The following is a 14377-nucleotide window of genomic DNA, read 5'->3' on the forward strand; positions in this document are numbered from 1 at the left end:
GCGGGCCGTTCGTCGGTCCAGGGGCCGGATCAGCCGAGGGTGATCACCGACAGGTCGCCGTCGGCGTACTGGGCGCGCAGGCGCTTCTTGTCGAACTTGCCGACGCTGGTCTTGGGCACCTCGTCGATGAAGGTCCAGCGTTCGGGCAGCTGCCATTTCGCGAACTTGGCGGCGAGGAACTCACGCAGTTCCTCGGCCTGCTTCTCGCCGGGCTCGGCGCCTTCGGCGAGCACGATGGCGACCAGGGGGCGTTCGTCCCACTTCTCGTCCGGCACACCGATGACGGCGGCCTCGGCGACCGAGGCGTGGCCCATGACGGCGTTCTCCAGGTCGACCGAGGAGATCCATTCGCCGCCGGACTTGATGACGTCCTTGGAGCGGTCCACCAGGGTGAGGTAGCCGTTCGGGCTGATCTTGCCGACGTCGCCGGTGCGCAGCCAGCCGTTGTCGAACTTGTCGGGGTCGACGGGCGAGCCGTCGGGCGAATAGTAGGAGCCGGTGATCCAGGGGCCGCGGACCTCGAGCTCGCCGAGGGATTCGCCGTCGTTGGGCACCACGCTGCCGTCGTCGGCGACCAGCCGCGCCTGCACGCCGGCGGGGAAGCGGCCCTGGGTGATTCGGTAGGCCCATTCCTCTTCGCCCTCGACACCGGCGGGCGGGTGCGCGACGCTGCCGAGCGGCGAGGTTTCGGTCATGCCCCAGGCGTGGACGACGCGCACGCCGTGCTTTTCCTGGAAGTCGCGCATCATCGACGGCGGCACCGCCGAACCGCCGACCACCACCGAACGCAGATGCGTGATGTCCTGGGGCGCGGCGGCCAGCCCGGCGAGCAGGCCACCCCAGATGGTCGGCACTGCGGCCGCGAAGGTCGGCTTGACCGCGGCCATCATCTCCAGCAGCGGACCCGGCTGCAAGAAGCGGTCCGGCATCAGCAGATTCGCGCCCGCCATCAGCGCCGCGTACGGCAGGCCCCAGGCGTTGGCGTGGAACATCGGCACGATCGCGAGGATGGTGTCGGTGCTGTAGAGGCCCATGCCGTTGGGCGAGGTCGCCTGCATGGCGTGCAGCCAGTTCGAGCGATGCGAGTAGACGACACCCTTGGGATCGCCGGTCGTCCCGGAGGTGTAGCACATGGCGGCGGCCGAGCGTTCGTCGATGACCGGGAAGTCGAAACTGTCGGACTGCGCGTCGAGCAGTTCCCGGTAGGAGTGCACCTGCACGCCCTCCGGCGCGGTGAGGGTGGAGGCGTCACCGTTGGCGACGATGACGTGGCGCACCGTCTTCAACCGCGGCAGATACTGCGCGAACATCGGCACCAGCGTGCCGTCCACGATGACGACCTGGTCCTCGGCGTGATCGGCCACGAACACCAGCTGATCCGGGAACAGCCGGATGTTGAGCGCGTGCAGCACCGCACCCATCGCGGGCACCGCCACGTAGGCGACCAGGTGCTCGTTGTTGTTCCACATGAACGTGCCGACGCGATCGCCCTCACCGATCCCGAGTCCACGCAGCGCGTTGGCCAGCCGCGCCGCGTCGGCGCCGACTTCGCGGTAGGTCATGGTGCGCACGCCCGCACCGGTCCAGGTGGACACGGTGGCGTCGCCGACGAAGGTCGACGCGTACCGCAACAACGTCGCCAGCGACAGCTGCTCGTCCTGCATGGTGCTCAACATCGGAAAAGACCCCTCACTCTCGGGCGAACGGTCATGCCCTGGCGCTTGGACCAGGGCATGAGCCACATCACACCGGGAGCCTACCGAAGGGTAGGCAGGAGTGGGTGGGGTCGGTCACAGGCGGGGGCCGCTGCCGGTCGATGCGGCGGGCCGAGGGAGCGGCCGCCCGGCTCAGCTCCGGCGGCTCGCGATACACCACACGCGTTGCGCACTTGTCGGCGCGGGAGGGTGGGTGTCAGCACAGCGCACGCTCCGGGCAGCGCCGCTCGAACGCCCCCGAACCCGACCCCCCGAGCAATACAGATACCCACTGCGATGACCATCCCGCTGCGGGGCCCGGAATAGGCGGCCCCGCAGCGGTGCCGGTCAGCCGATCACGTAGGCGATGCGGTCGACCTGCTCCGGATCGGTGCCGTAGCAATAGAGCATGACCTCGTCGGCGCCGAGGTCGGCGAATTGTTTGATCACCGCGCGGATCTCGTCGGGCGTGGTGCGCATGCCCGAGACCATGTTGTCGGCCCAGCCGGTGAACTCGTAGTAGTCACCGATGGCCGCGCGGGCCTGGTCGACGACCTGCTGCGGGCCGAGCGCGACGTTGACCTGGGCGACGATGCGCGGTTCGCCGTCGCGGCCGTGCTCGCGCCACGAGGTGCGGACGGTGTCGAACAGGCCTTCGGCCCAGTGCGGCGGGACCGCGGACAGATAGCCGTCGCCCCAGCGCGCGACCCGCTCGAGCGCGACGGGTTTGAAGCCGCCGAACAGCAGTTCGGGACCGCCGGGGCGGGTCGGCGCAGGGCCGATGGGTCCGCAGTCGGCACCGAAGGGCTCGCCGGACCACACCCGGCGCAGCTGCTCGAGCTGTTGGTCCAGCCGCCGCCCACGGGTGCGCAGGTCGGTGCCGGTGGCTAGGTGATCGTCGGCGCGCCCGCCGACGCCGAGGCCGAGCACGAACCGTCCGCCGGACATCCGGTCCAGCGTCGCCACCTGTTTGGCGAGCAGCGCGGTGTCGCGGGTCGGCGCGAGCAACACCTCGGTCTGCACCTTGATGCGGCTGGTGGCGCCGGCGATGACCGACAGCGCGATCAGCGGTTCGGGATTGTCGTAGACGACGCGGTCGAGCAGGCCGAGAGTCGAGAACGGTCCGGCGTCGGCGCGGCGGGCCCAGTCGAGCAGGACGGCGGGGTCGGCGATCGGCAGTCCGAGTCCGATATGCATGGATTCCTCCAGGAAAATGGGTGGGCAAAATCTGCCGCCCACTCCACGCCCGGATCATGAGGCGAGGCGCTCCCACTCTGCGGCTGTACTTCCAGAGAGCGCCAATCGGATTACGGTGACTATAAATTCGGTTGTCCGGCCGCGCAAGCCGGTACGGACGGCAGGTGGCCCGGCGTGCCGGCGGCACCCCCAGCTTGCCGCCGGCACCGGGTTCCGGTGAACCGGACCCGTCACGTGTCTAGCGGCCGAGGCGTGTTGACGCCAACTCCGGCGGCGAAAAATAGACCCGACCGAGACCTGCGCGGGTTGCATCCCGAGTGACTCGCGGGCGCCGATCTCGCCCGACATCGCCCTGAACTGCGGATTCGCTGGATCCGCCGGCTGGATCGACGGCCCGGGATTCACGCACAGATGCACACGCATAACGTGAGCGTCATCGGTATCGAACCGTGGACGATGTGACCAGCGGAGGTTGACACCATGCCAGTGGAGCGAATGCTGCCCACCCCCGAGGCTCGGGACCTGATCGAGCTGACCCGCGATATCGCGGACAAGGTGCTGCAACCGCGGGTCGTCGAATGCGAGAAGACCGAAACCTTCCCCGACGGCGTCTTCCCGGCGCTGGGCGCGGCCGGTCTACTGAGCCTGCCGTATCCGGAGGAGTTCGGCGGTGGCGGCCAGCCCTACGAGGTCTATCTCCAAGTACTCGAGGAGCTGGGCGCGCGGTGGGCCGCGGTCGCGGTGGCGGTGAGCGTGCACAGCCTGTCCTGCTTTCCGCTGTTCACCTTCGGCACCGAGGAACAGAAACAGCGCTGGCTGCCGACCATGCTCTCCGGTGAAACCATCGGCGCCTACAGCCTTTCCGAGCCGCACGCCGGTTCCGACGCCGCCGCGCTGCGCTGCCGCGCCACGGCCACCGACGACGGCTACCGGATCAACGGTTCGAAGGCCTGGATCACCAACGGCGGCCGCGCCGATTTCTACACCCTGTTCGCCCGCACCGGCGAGGGCTCGCGCGGGGTGTCGTGTTTCCTGGTGCCGAAGGACACCGAGGGCCTGAGCTTCGGCAAGCCCGAGGAGAAGATGGGCCTGCGCGCGGTCCCGACCACCACCGCGAGCTACGACGACGCCTTCGTCCCCGCCGAACGGCTGATCGGCGACGAGGGCCAGGGCCTGACCATCGCGTTCAGCGCCCTGGATTCCGGCAGGCTCGGCATCGCGGCGGTCGCGACCGGTCTGGCTCAGCGCGCCCTCGACGACGCCGTCGCCTACGCCAAGGAGCGAGAAGCGTTCGGCAAGCACATCATCGACCATCAGGGCCTCGGTTTCGTGCTCGCCGACATGGCCGCCGCGGTCGATTCCGCCCGCGCCACCTACCTCGACGCCGCCCGCCGCCGCGACGCCGAACTCCCCTATTCCCGCCAGGCCAGTGTGGCCAAGTTGGTGGCCACCGATGCCGCCATGAAGGTCACCACCGACGCGGTGCAGGTGCTCGGCGGTTACGGCTACACCCAGGATTTCCCGGTCGAGCGGTACATGCGCGAGGCGAAGGTCATGCAGATCTTCGAGGGCACCAATCAGATCCAGCGGCTGGTGATCGCCCGCCAGCTCGCCGGCAAGTGAGCCGATGGCCGGAAATGTGGATTTGTTGTCCGTCGATCTCTTCGGACCTGCCCGTTTCCGGCCTACGCTCGAACCATGACTTCGCCGTCGATCATCATCATCGGAGCCGGTTTCGGCGGGCTCGGCATGGCTCTGGAGCTGCGTCGCGCCGGGATCGGTGAGTTCACCATCCTGGAGAAGGCCGCGGACCTCGGCGGCGTATGGCGGGAGAACACCTATCCCGGCGCCGCCTGCGATGTGCCGTCACCGCTGTACTCGTGGTCCTTCGAGCCGAAATCCGATTGGCCGCGGCGGTTTTCCGAGCAGGCCGATATCCACGCCTACATGCGCGGCGTCGCCGACAAGTACGGGCTGACCCGGCACATCCGGTTCGGCGTCGAGGTCACCGACGCGGAGTTCGACGAGACCACCGCGCAGTGGCAGGTCCGGCTCTCCGACGGTTCGACCCTGACCACCGACGTGCTGATTTCCGCCGTCGGCCAGCTCTCCCGTCCGGCCATGCCGAACATCGCGGGCATGGACACCTTCGCCGGGCCCGCGTTCCATTCCGCCGAATGGGACCACGGCGTCGACCTCACCGGTAAGCGGGTGGCGTGCATCGGCACCGGTGCCAGCGCCATCCAGTACATTCCGCAAATCCAGCCGAAGGTCGAGCAGCTGACGCTGTTCCAGCGCTCGGCCGCGTGGATCATTCCGAAACCCGATGTGGAGTATCGGCCGATCCACCACACGCTGTTCAAATACCTTCCGCCGCTAAGGATGGCGGAGCGGTTCGTGGCGTGGTCGTTCTTCGAGCTGATCGCCCTGGCCATCACCGACGTGCCCGGCCTGAAGGGGCCCGTGGTCGCCATCGCGGACCGGCATCGCGAAAAGCAGGTCCCCGATCCGGAACTGCGCGCCAAGCTGACCCCCGACTACGAGGCAGGGTGCAAGCGCGGACTGCTGTCCAACGACTACTTCCCCGCGCTGACCCAGCCGAACGTGCAGGTGGAGACCACCGCGATCACCGAGATCACCCCGAAGGGCGTGCGCACCGCCGACGGGGTGGAGCACGAGGTCGACGTCATCATCTACGGCACCGGCTTCAAGGGCACCGAATTCCTGGCGCCGATGAACATCTACGGCACCGGCGGACGCAAACTCGCCGACGCCTGGGCCGCCGAAGGCGCCCGCGCCTACCTCGGCGTCTCGGTCCCCGACTTCCCGAATCTGTTCCTGATGTACGGCCCGAACACCAATGTCGGCTCCGGCTCGATCATCTACATGCTCGAAGCCCAGGCCCGCTACATCCGACAGATCATCGAGTACCTCACGGAGCACCCCGGCCGCGGCCTCGCCGCCCGCCCCGACACCGAACAGCGCTGGGACGACTGGCTACAGAACCGCCTGAAGGACACCCCCTGGAACTTCTGCTCCAGCTGGTACCGCAACGCCTCCGGCCGCATCACCAACAACTGGCCCGGCGCAACCCTGCTCTACCGCTGGAAAACCCGCCGCTTCGACCCGGCCGACTACCAGGAGTCCCGCGTCCCCGCCAGCTGAGCGTCCTCAGAGCCCCGCCGACCCGGTCCCCGGCAGCAGCGGGTTGATGATCTTCGCCAACGTGCACAACACCGGCGAACCGAACGGCGGACACGGCACCGCCACGACGACCGTGCGCGCCTGCTCCCCCACCCCGGGAGCTGGCGCACCGGTCCCGGCCGCAGCCACCCCGCTCCCCAGCCCGGCAGCCACCCCGCTCCCCAGCCCGGCAACCACCATCGTCCCCGCAACGATCACCGACATCCGCCGCATACCCATCTCCTTCCAAACCTGTCCTCACCCCCCTCATACCCCGTCGCCGCCATCCCACGCACCACGGATGCTGTCCCCACGCCCCACACCCGGTAGACTCCCACCGTCCCCCACCGGACTGGCCCTCGTAGCTCAGGGGATAGAGCACCGCTCTCCTAAAGCGGGTGTCGCAGGTTCGAATCCTGCCGAGGGCACATCATCGGCGCCGGTCAAGGCGCCTTCCCTCGGAGACTAACGCCCTATGCGGAGCATTTCCGCTACCCGCCGCGCGCGTCTGACGCCGGCAGAAAGTCGGGGTCGATGATGACGATCAGCACATCACAATAACCAGATCGGCTGTCCGGCCTCGGGGGCCGGACGCGATGTCGGTGCGGTCAGTCGAAGAAGCCGTACACCGTGGCGAGCCGGCCGTCGGCGATGGTCACCGTGTCCGAGCCGGATCCCACCGGCGATCCACCCGGCGGACCGAAGCTCCAGCCGAAATGCGCCACATCGTGATGGCTGTGTACCGCGCCGATAGTGAAGACCATGCCGGGGAACTGCTCCTGCCAGGTCACGACATGGGCGTCGATCGCCGCAACCCCGCGCGCCGACACCGTGGGGTCGACATAACGGGCGTCGGCGGTGAAGAGCCCGGCGCCGATCCGCTGCCTGGTCAAGGTGTCTCGTTCGTTCCACATCGCGATGTAGGTCGCGAGCAGATCGGCGACCGTGCTGCTGTGCGAAGAAACCATGCCGACATGATGAACGTTGACAGCGGTGTGAAGGTCAAGGAGACACCGCGCACACCGGAGAACCGAGCCGCCGGACCTGGGCCACGACAACGAACATCACCGGTGTTGCTCAGTGGTCAGTAGATCACGCAACGCTCGGCTGGGATCGGGCGCGGGGGAATGACCGCACGATGGCCGGCGGGCGGTCCGGTGCTTACAGCCCGCGCCTTCACCCAGTTCGGCACGACGAATGCCGTGTCAGCGGACGTGTCAGTCCAGTGTCAGAGCCGTATCAGCGCGGGCCGCGACGGTATTCACATGACGAACACAGTGAACAACTCGACCGACAACTCGACCGCCTCGGCGTGGACCGGCATGGTGCCCGTCGACGACACCGCCCTGTATGTGACCGACACCGGCGGTTCCGGGATCCCGGTGGTCTACCTCAATGGCGCCTACGCCGATCACAAGCACTGGCGGAAGGTGATTGCCGAGCTCGGGCCCGGCCTGCGGCACATCACCTTCGATGAGCGGGCTCGCGGTAAGTCGAAGCAGTCCGCCGACTACTCCTTCGAGGCGTGCCTGCGGGATATCGACGCCGTGCTCGACGCACGCGGGGTGGAGCGGGCGATTCTGGTCGGCTGGTCCTATGGCGGGGTGCTGGCCTGGCACTGGACCGACCGGAACCCCGACCGCGTGGCCGGCGTGGTGACCGTCGATTCCGCACCCTATGGTCTCACCGGTCCCGAGGGCGCCGAACGTATCCGGAAACTGTTCCACCGCATGCGGTTCCTGCTGCCGCTGACCCGCCCGTTCGGGATGGCCGCGCGGATGAGCGCCGCCGACCACGCCGAGGTCAATATCGAACTCAACGAGATCGCCGACGCCAGCGGCCCGGTGCTCGAGCGCCTGCGGCGCCCGGTGCGGTTCGTCGTCGCCACCGGCAACAGCCTCGGCAGCGAGGACGGCGAGATGGAAAAGGCGCGGACCTCACTCGAGCCGGTATTCGCCAACAACCCGAATGTGGTTCTCAGCGCGAAGGTTTCCAGCAATCACTCCAAGATCCTGAGCAAGGATTTCCGTGCCATCGCCGACGCGGTGCGCGAGATCGCGGCATGAGTCCTGCTCCCCCGCATCACGCACCGGGGCCGCCGGGCGTCGCCACTCGTGCGCCCGGCGGTCAGCTTTCAAGCCGAGGCCGACCGCTCCCTATCTGCTCACCGCGCGTAGGTATTCACCTCGACGGTCCTGTGCCGAACCTTCGACCCGAGCCAGCGTGCGTAGCGGCGCCGGCCACGCGGCTCCCGGTGCGCCCGCCAGGCTCCCGACGGACTCAGCACTCACCGGCGTGGCCATACTGCCCACACCAGCACCGCAAGCGGGACGCCGACCACCAGCACCCACCCGACTGCGATCACCGCGCCGCCCCGGCCGAGTGCCAACGTGCGAAGGACAGCCGGGGGCGCAACACCTCCACGTCCGCGACGTGCATGACCCGGTTCAACTCGAGCGGGCCGAGATGATCCGGAGCGGGCAGGACCACCGCATCGGCCCCGGCAGCACGCGCCTGATCCGCAACCGGCAACACCGAACGCTCATCCGGCCATACGATCCGATAACCCAGATGCCGCGCAAACCGCGTCAGCTGCGCGACGTCCCACTCCGGTGCGGTGCTCACCTCGTAATCGATCCATCCGAACGCGGTCGGCCTCATCATCTCCCCTGTCGTTCCCCTACTGGTGTGCGCCCACCGCCGGGGAACCGAGCTCGACCCGGCGGCGGGGCGTGGAGGGAAGCTTGAAGCTTCGCGGATCGGAATCGGTCCCGGAGCGGGACACGAAAAGACCGCTAGCATTGGTGTTTTCCACGGTTGTCGAGGGAGCGACATGAGCGACCATTACGAAGACCGGTTCATCGGCCAGCAGGTCCGCGCGATCCGAGCGCGCCGCGGCATCTCCCAACAGGTACTCGCGGACCGTGCCGGACTATCCCGTGGAGCAATCGCCAAGTACGAGAACGGCGAACGGCCGGTTGATTCGCGCCGCACCCTGCTTGCCCTGGCGTCGGCGTTGGGCGTCACCATCGGCGATCTGACCCGGCACGAACAGGACAAGCTCGACCCGTCCACCGCCGGATTCCATGCGGTGGTGCCGGAACTGGAAACAGTGTTGTGGACACGAGGCGACGTCACGGATACCCGGCCGCCGCGCTCGCTGGACCAGCTGGCGGCGCTGAGCCAGAAGGCCACCAAGCTTCGCAACGATTGCGATTACGCTGCGCTCGGCCCGATGCTCGTGCCGATGTTGACCGACGCCTACCGCCATGTGCGTGATGCCGACAGCGCGAACTCCGAGCGAGCCTGGGACGTACTCGGCACCGTCGCCTACGGAGTCGCGTCCGCGTTGCGGGCACGTGGATATCACGCTCTCGCCTGGACGGCCGCGCAAGAGGCGTGGCAGGCCGCGAGCCATGTCGACGGCGTCGCATCACTCGCCGCCGCATCATTCAGTCAGGGACAGATCATGTTGTCGCGCCCCGGTGCGCTACCTGCCGCTCTGACCACAACAACGGCGACGGCCGAGAAGATCGCCGCCGATGTGCGCACCGTGGGCGAGATCGAAACGTACGGAATGCTGCACCTCCAAGGCTCTATGGTTGCCGCCACGCTGGGTGGCGACCCCGAGCCCTACCTGGCCGAGGCGGCCGAACAAGCGAGCAGGCTCGCCGGTGCCCGCCCCGGCGCCTGCCTCGCGCGCAATGATTCCTTCGGACCGGCGAACGTGCAGCTGTGGCGCATGTCGGCCGCCGTCGAGCGCCGCGAGCCCGGCCAGGTACTCGCCCTCGCGCCCACGCTTTCGCCCGGCGATCTGCCGAACGAGGGCCGCAAGGCTCAGTACTTCGTGGAGATCGGCCGCGCGCACGCGATGCAGCGCAACTACCGGGAGTCGCTGTACGCCCTCCTGCGGGCCGAGCACGTCGCGCCGCAGCACGTCCGAACCATGCCCCCGGTCCGCGAACTGGTCGGTCACATGATGCGCACCGCACGGCGCGACCTGACGACCGGCGACCTCGGCAAACTCGCGCAGCGCGTCGGCGTCGTCCCCAGCTGATCCGTCGATTCACCCGTCCGGCTCCGGCAGATCATCGCCGACCTGCCCCCGTCGCGAGGCCGTTTTCACCCAGTTCGGCGCCCCCCATCAGAACGTGCGCCACTCACTCACCGGCTCGTGAGCAGGCCAGCCAGGTGCCGGACGTATTCCGCCCCCAGCACCGCTTGACCCGAGGTCGAGAAGTGGATGCCGTCGGCGCTGAGCAGGTTGACGCGGTCGTTGACGGGGTGGTTCCACATGTCTATGACGAGGGCGTTGTAGTCGTCGGCGATGCGGCGGGTCAGGTCGTTCATTGTTCGGATTCGCTTGTCCCAGTTGGCGAATGCCGGCATGACAAATGCTCTTCCGAGCGTGAAGGTGGTCAGCTGGGCGCCGGTGCGCGAGGCCGCGTCATACATGCGACGCATCGTCTTTTCGATCTCGTCGAAATCGCGGTCACGGCGCATGATGTCGTTGGGGCCACATGGTAGGTGCAGCAGGTCGGGGGCGAATTCGACGATGCGATCGAGCTGGTCGGTGACGGTCCGGGAGGTGGTGGCGCCGATCTGCGCGAGGTTGCGGTATCGCGTGCCGGGGGCGACGAGCCGCAGGACATCCGCGACTCGGTCCGCCCAGCCCTTGTTCACGTAGCCGGGTGTGGGGTCGCCGATGCCGGCGGACAGGCTGTCGCCGATGACGCCGAATCGGCGCCATGGGGCGTCGAACAGTAATGCGGCGGCGGTTGTCTCGGAAAGGCAGAGCGGATCGGAGTGTTCGATGATGTCCTGCATGTGCAGCTTCCTCGTTTCGATTACGCCTTGCGGGTACTGGGAGTGAGGCCGAGGGCCGTGACGGCGGCGATGACCGCGACGGCGGCGATGAACCACCAGCCGTGCTGGAAACCGGCGCGCAGCCGGTCGCTGGTATCCAGCGAGCCGAGGAGGGCGACCACCACGGCGACGCCGAGCACATAGCCGAGTTGCCGGGCGGTGTTCACCACGGCGCTTCCGGTGGCGGACTGATCCGGTGGCAGGTCGACGGCGGCGGAGGCGATCATGCTCGGCAGCGCGAGCCCGATGCCGACACCGGTGAGCACCCAGCCCGGCAACACCGCGGTGAAGTACTGCGACGGAGTGGGATCGCTGATCAGCACCAGCACCACACCGGCCGCGAACAGTAGATTTCCCAGCGCGACAACGTAACTCACCGACACCCGTCGGAGCAGCCGCTGACTCGCGGCAGCGAACACCGGCACCATGAGCGGACCTGGGACGATGGCGAGCCCGGTTTCCATCGCACTGAAGCCGGCCACATTCTCCAGCCACAGTGCGATGCTCAGGAACCACGCGCCGAACGCGGTGCAGAACGCCAGCACGGTGATGTTGGCCCACGCGAACGTCGACACCCGGAACAGGCCGGGCGACACCACCGGATACGGATGCCGCATCATCCGGGCCACGAACAGGATCACGCCGAGCGCCGCGAGGGCCAATGCGGTGAGCGTGGCGGTCGAGGACCATTCGCTGCTCTGCACCAGTCCCAGCGACAAAGCCCCGATCGCGACGATGAGCAGTGCCGCTCCGAACAGGTCGGGCATTCGGGCGGGCAGCCGGTCCGACAGGTTCGGCACCAAACGCAGCGCCGCGAACCCTGCCACCACACCTACCGGCAGATTGATCAGGAAGACCCAGCGCCAGGATGCCTCGACCAGCGCCCCGCCGGCCACGGGGCCGAATGCCGCTGCCGCCGAACTCGTTGTCGCCCAGATCTTCACCGCTCCCGGCACCCGCTGCGGCGGCAGTACCGTGAGCAACAGTCCCAGACTGGCGGGCGTCAGCGCCGCGGCGCCGACCGCCTGCAACACCCGAAATACCACCAGCGCCCACAGCCACGGCGCGACCGCGCAGGCCAGGCTCGCGAGTGTGAAAATGCCGAGCCCGACCAGGAATCCGGCCTTGCGGCCGAAACGATCCGAGAAGCGCCCCGCCGGAATCAGCAGCGCCGCGTAGACGATGGCGTAGGCGTTGAGTACCCAGCTCACGTCGGCCAGCGACGAATCCGGATAGGACGCGACGATTTCGGTGAAGGCGACGTTGACAACGAACACGTCGAGCATTGCCATGAAGGCGGCCGTGCACAGGATCCACACGATTGCCGTGGAATGGTCCCGAGCGGGGGTCTTCGTCTTCGCGGTGAGCGATTGCTCGGCAGTCACGCCGTCCATCAGGTGTTCCCTCCTAGCCCGCACCGGGCCCGGCGACATGTCCGAGCTCGACCGGCGCGACCGAGTAAACAATACGGTCGGCCGTATGTATTTCACAACCCTCTCGACTACGCTCTCTTGAGAGGCATACGATCGACCGTATGGTCAACACAGGGCACAATCCGGCCAAGGAAGCCGTCGACCTGCGGTTACAGCGCGGCGCCCGCTCTCGGCAGGCCGTCACCAGCCGCGCAGTCGACATCGCCTCGCAGGATGGACTCGACGTGCTCAGTTTCGGACGTCTGGCCGCCGACCTCGGCATGAGCAAGGCCGGCATCCAGACGCTGTTCCGAACCAAAGAGGCGCTCCAGCTCGCGACCGTGCAAGTAGCACAGGAGGCCTTCACCGAGGCTGTCGTCCGACCCGCACAGGACTCCCCCGCCGGCCTCGCCCGTCTCCGTACCCTCGTCGACCGCTGGATCGACTACGCCGCGCAACCACTGTTCCCCGGCGGCTGTTTCTGGGGCGCGAACCTGCCGATCTTCGACAGCCGTCCCGGACCGGTCCGGGACGCGCTGCTGGCGCAACAGCGCGCATGGCGCACTACTCTCGCAATGCAATTCGAGCGGGCCGCCGCCGCGGGGGAAGTTGCCTGCATCGATCCCGAGATAGCCGCCTTCCAGGTCAGCGCGGTATTGAACGCGGTCAATCTGGCCCTGCGCCTGGGTGAGGAGGACAGCGTGAACATGGCGCGGCGGGTGATCGACCGGCTGCTCGCGGGCGAAACCTGAGGTGGCAGTGGCCGACTGCGGTCGGGCGCGAGCATCACCCTGTTGACGAGCAGCTCGCCGATGGCGGCGGCAAACCGCGGTCGGCTGAGCCTCCGTCAGGAAATGGGTCCGGCGTGAGATTGTTGAACGACGCCCGCAGCCACCCGCTCTTCGCCGGGCGATTCGAAGAATCCGGGTATCCGCGTGATCACTGCCTGTCAACGTCCGGTATCGTTGTGAGACCGAACCTTTCGGCGAAGGCCGACATCTGGTCGTGCTGTTCGACGGCGGTCACGGCGGTCACATTGACGACGATCCGGGTGACGCCGTGCTCGGCGAGCTGCTCGACGCGCGCGACCGTCGCATCGATCGAACCCCAGCGGGTGTACTCGAGCGCAGCCGGGTCGCGTCCCGCTTCGGCGGCCGCCTTGCGGGCCAGGTCGAGCTGGAGATCGCGCTCGTCCTCGTCGAGCATGCCGCCGGCGAGATAGCCGTCCCCGCGTGCACCGGCGCGCCGGGCGGCGGCACGACTGGATCCGCCGACGTGAATCGGAAGAACCTCTACCCCAGCCGGTTTCGGATAGCTGCACAGCTGCTCGAAATCGAAGAACTCGCCGTGGAAATCGACGCCCTCGGGTCCGCCGGCCCATAGCAGTCGCAGAACGTCGATCGCTTCATCGGCGCGGCGTCCGCGACTACGGAAGTCCACGCCCATGGCCTGCGCCTCGCCCGGCAGCGCACCCAGCCCGACGGTGAGCAACCGCATCCTCCCCTTGGACAGCACGTCGATGGTGGCCAGCCGCTTGGCCAGCACCACCGGATGGCGGTACGGCAGCAGCAGCACGCCGGTGCCGAGCAGCAGCCGCTCGGTGCCGGCGGCGACGAAACCGAGGCAATCGAGCGGATCGAAGTACGGCAACGTCGCAGGCAGTTCCCCCGCCCCATAATCCGCACCCGGGTACAGCGCGATGTGATCCTGCACGTACAACGCCTCGAACCCGCACCGCTCCGCATGCCGCGCGAACGACACCAGCCGATCAGGGTCGGTCCCGTTGAACGGCGTCGGGTAGCTGACAGCGAACTTCATCCGAATCCCTTCGTCACCGCCCCGGCGCTGCGCCGGGCGGATGCTCGATATCAGCGCCGAACGCTAAACCTTGCCGCCGACGTCAAGGCAAGATCGCCTGAACCAGAATCAGCTGGCGAGGCAGGGGCAATGCCTGCATAGTTGTCGGCAGGCTGCCACTCCACGATTGCCTGCTACCCAGACTTGCCGGGCAGTCGTCAGAATCAA

General features: G+C 67.8%; 13 protein-coding genes and 1 tRNA gene. 6 read left to right on the forward strand and 8 right to left on the reverse strand.

The genetic code is table 11. The annotated features are described in order from the left end of the window. Positions 1-29: 29 nt before the first annotated feature. Positions 30-1676, reverse strand: a complete 1647-nt coding sequence (locus FEK34_RS01850; protein ID WP_138446110.1) for a long-chain fatty acid--CoA ligase — start codon at positions 1674-1676, stop codon at positions 30-32. Between the two features lie 366 nt (positions 1677-2042). Further along, entirely contained in the window at positions 2043-2891 is an 849-nt protein-coding gene (locus tag FEK34_RS01855) for an LLM class flavin-dependent oxidoreductase (protein WP_138446111.1), read from the reverse strand. Positions 2892-3371: 480 nt separating this feature from the next. On the opposite strand from FEK34_RS01855, the gene FEK34_RS01860 reads away from it, so the two are divergent. Together FEK34_RS01860 and FEK34_RS01865 are read left to right on the forward strand one after the other, a co-directional pair. After that, complete coding sequence (locus FEK34_RS01860; protein WP_138446112.1) at positions 3372-4514, forward strand: acyl-CoA dehydrogenase family protein; 1143 nt, start codon at positions 3372-3374, stop codon at positions 4512-4514. Between the two features lie 75 nt (positions 4515-4589). Next, positions 4590-6056: a flavin-containing monooxygenase gene (locus tag FEK34_RS01865; RefSeq protein WP_138446113.1), complete on the forward strand. Its 1467-nt coding sequence runs from the start codon at positions 4590-4592 to the stop codon at positions 6054-6056. A 6-nt stretch (positions 6057-6062) separates the two neighbouring features. On the opposite strand, the gene FEK34_RS01870 is transcribed toward FEK34_RS01865, so the two are convergent. Further along, positions 6063-6308, reverse strand: a complete 246-nt coding sequence (locus FEK34_RS01870) for a hypothetical protein (RefSeq protein WP_138446114.1) — start codon at positions 6306-6308, stop codon at positions 6063-6065. A 121-nt stretch (positions 6309-6429) separates the two neighbouring features. Between FEK34_RS01870 and FEK34_RS01875 the strand changes: the two genes are divergently transcribed. Continuing rightward, a tRNA-Arg gene (locus FEK34_RS01875) sits at positions 6430-6502 on the forward strand. 180 nt (positions 6503-6682) lie between these two features. Here the strand turns inward: FEK34_RS01875 and FEK34_RS01880 are convergent. After that, entirely contained in the window at positions 6683-7042 is a 360-nt protein-coding gene (locus tag FEK34_RS01880) for a nuclear transport factor 2 family protein (RefSeq protein ID WP_138446115.1), read from the reverse strand. 297 nt (positions 7043-7339) lie between these two features. Between FEK34_RS01880 and FEK34_RS01885 the strand changes: the two genes are divergently transcribed. Beyond that, a complete protein-coding gene (locus FEK34_RS01885) occupies positions 7340-8140 on the forward strand; it encodes an alpha/beta fold hydrolase (protein WP_138446116.1) in 801 nt (266 codons plus the stop codon). Between the two features lie 295 nt (positions 8141-8435). On the opposite strand, the gene FEK34_RS01890 is transcribed toward FEK34_RS01885, so the two are convergent. Beyond that, positions 8436-8735 (reverse strand): hypothetical protein, encoded by a 300-nt coding sequence (locus FEK34_RS01890; RefSeq protein WP_036542202.1) that lies wholly within the window; start codon positions 8733-8735, stop codon positions 8436-8438. A 172-nt stretch (positions 8736-8907) separates the two neighbouring features. Here FEK34_RS01890 and FEK34_RS01895 point away from each other — a divergent pair, with 172 nt between their 5' ends. Then, the gene (locus tag FEK34_RS01895; protein ID WP_138446117.1) at positions 8908-10131 is read left to right on the forward strand and encodes a helix-turn-helix domain-containing protein; all 1224 of its coding nucleotides are present in this window, start codon (positions 8908-8910) and stop codon (positions 10129-10131) included. 107 nt (positions 10132-10238) lie between these two features. Here the strand turns inward: FEK34_RS01895 and FEK34_RS01900 are convergent, their stop codons facing one another. Together FEK34_RS01900 and FEK34_RS01905 are read right to left on the reverse strand one after the other, a co-directional pair. Then, positions 10239-10901 carry an SGNH/GDSL hydrolase family protein gene (locus tag FEK34_RS01900; RefSeq protein WP_138446118.1) on the reverse strand — a complete coding sequence of 221 codons (663 nt, stop codon included), beginning with the start codon at positions 10899-10901 and terminating at the stop codon, positions 10239-10241. A 20-nt stretch (positions 10902-10921) separates the two neighbouring features. After that, the gene (locus FEK34_RS01905) at positions 10922-12334 is read right to left on the reverse strand and encodes an MFS transporter (RefSeq protein WP_138446119.1); all 1413 of its coding nucleotides are present in this window, start codon (positions 12332-12334) and stop codon (positions 10922-10924) included. A 140-nt stretch (positions 12335-12474) separates the two neighbouring features. Between FEK34_RS01905 and FEK34_RS01910 the strand changes: the two genes are divergently transcribed. After that, positions 12475-13104, forward strand: a complete 630-nt coding sequence (locus FEK34_RS01910; protein ID WP_138446120.1) for a TetR/AcrR family transcriptional regulator — start codon at positions 12475-12477, stop codon at positions 13102-13104. Positions 13105-13291: 187 nt separating this feature from the next. On the opposite strand, the gene FEK34_RS01915 is transcribed toward FEK34_RS01910, so the two are convergent. Further along, entirely contained in the window at positions 13292-14170 is an 879-nt protein-coding gene (locus FEK34_RS01915) for a TIGR03619 family F420-dependent LLM class oxidoreductase (protein ID WP_138446121.1), read from the reverse strand. Between the last annotated feature and the right edge of the window lie 207 nt (positions 14171-14377).

Source organism: Nocardia cyriacigeorgica (assembly GCF_005863245.1).
Taxonomy (GTDB): domain Bacteria; phylum Actinomycetota; class Actinomycetes; order Mycobacteriales; family Mycobacteriaceae; genus Nocardia; species Nocardia cyriacigeorgica_C.

What these genes read in the sequence shown, in the direction of transcription:
- FEK34_RS01865 (WP_138446113.1), top strand. Translation starts at nt 4,590, where the DNA reads ATGACTTCGCCGTCGATCATCATCATCGGAGCCGGTTTCGGCGGGCTC.
- FEK34_RS01905 (WP_138446119.1), bottom strand. Translation starts at nt 12,334, where the DNA reads ATGGACGGCGTGACTGCCGAGCAATCGCTCACCGCGAAGACGAAGACC.
- FEK34_RS01870 (WP_138446114.1), bottom strand. Translation starts at nt 6,308, where the DNA reads ATGCGGCGGATGTCGGTGATCGTTGCGGGGACGATGGTGGTTGCCGGG.
- FEK34_RS01880 (WP_138446115.1), bottom strand. Translation starts at nt 7,042, where the DNA reads ATGGTTTCTTCGCACAGCAGCACGGTCGCCGATCTGCTCGCGACCTAC.
- FEK34_RS01895 (WP_138446117.1), top strand. Translation starts at nt 8,908, where the DNA reads ATGAGCGACCATTACGAAGACCGGTTCATCGGCCAGCAGGTCCGCGCG.
- FEK34_RS01885 (WP_138446116.1), top strand. Translation starts at nt 7,340, where the DNA reads ATGACGAACACAGTGAACAACTCGACCGACAACTCGACCGCCTCGGCG.
- FEK34_RS01850 (WP_138446110.1), bottom strand. Translation starts at nt 1,676, where the DNA reads ATGTTGAGCACCATGCAGGACGAGCAGCTGTCGCTGGCGACGTTGTTG.
- FEK34_RS01915 (WP_138446121.1), bottom strand. Translation starts at nt 14,170, where the DNA reads ATGAAGTTCGCTGTCAGCTACCCGACGCCGTTCAACGGGACCGACCCT.
- FEK34_RS01860 (WP_138446112.1), top strand. Translation starts at nt 3,372, where the DNA reads ATGCCAGTGGAGCGAATGCTGCCCACCCCCGAGGCTCGGGACCTGATC.
- FEK34_RS01910 (WP_138446120.1), top strand. Translation starts at nt 12,475, where the DNA reads ATGGTCAACACAGGGCACAATCCGGCCAAGGAAGCCGTCGACCTGCGG.
- FEK34_RS01900 (WP_138446118.1), bottom strand. Translation starts at nt 10,901, where the DNA reads ATGCAGGACATCATCGAACACTCCGATCCGCTCTGCCTTTCCGAGACA.
- FEK34_RS01890 (WP_036542202.1), bottom strand. Translation starts at nt 8,735, where the DNA reads ATGAGGCCGACCGCGTTCGGATGGATCGATTACGAGGTGAGCACCGCA.
- FEK34_RS01855 (WP_138446111.1), bottom strand. Translation starts at nt 2,891, where the DNA reads ATGCATATCGGACTCGGACTGCCGATCGCCGACCCCGCCGTCCTGCTC.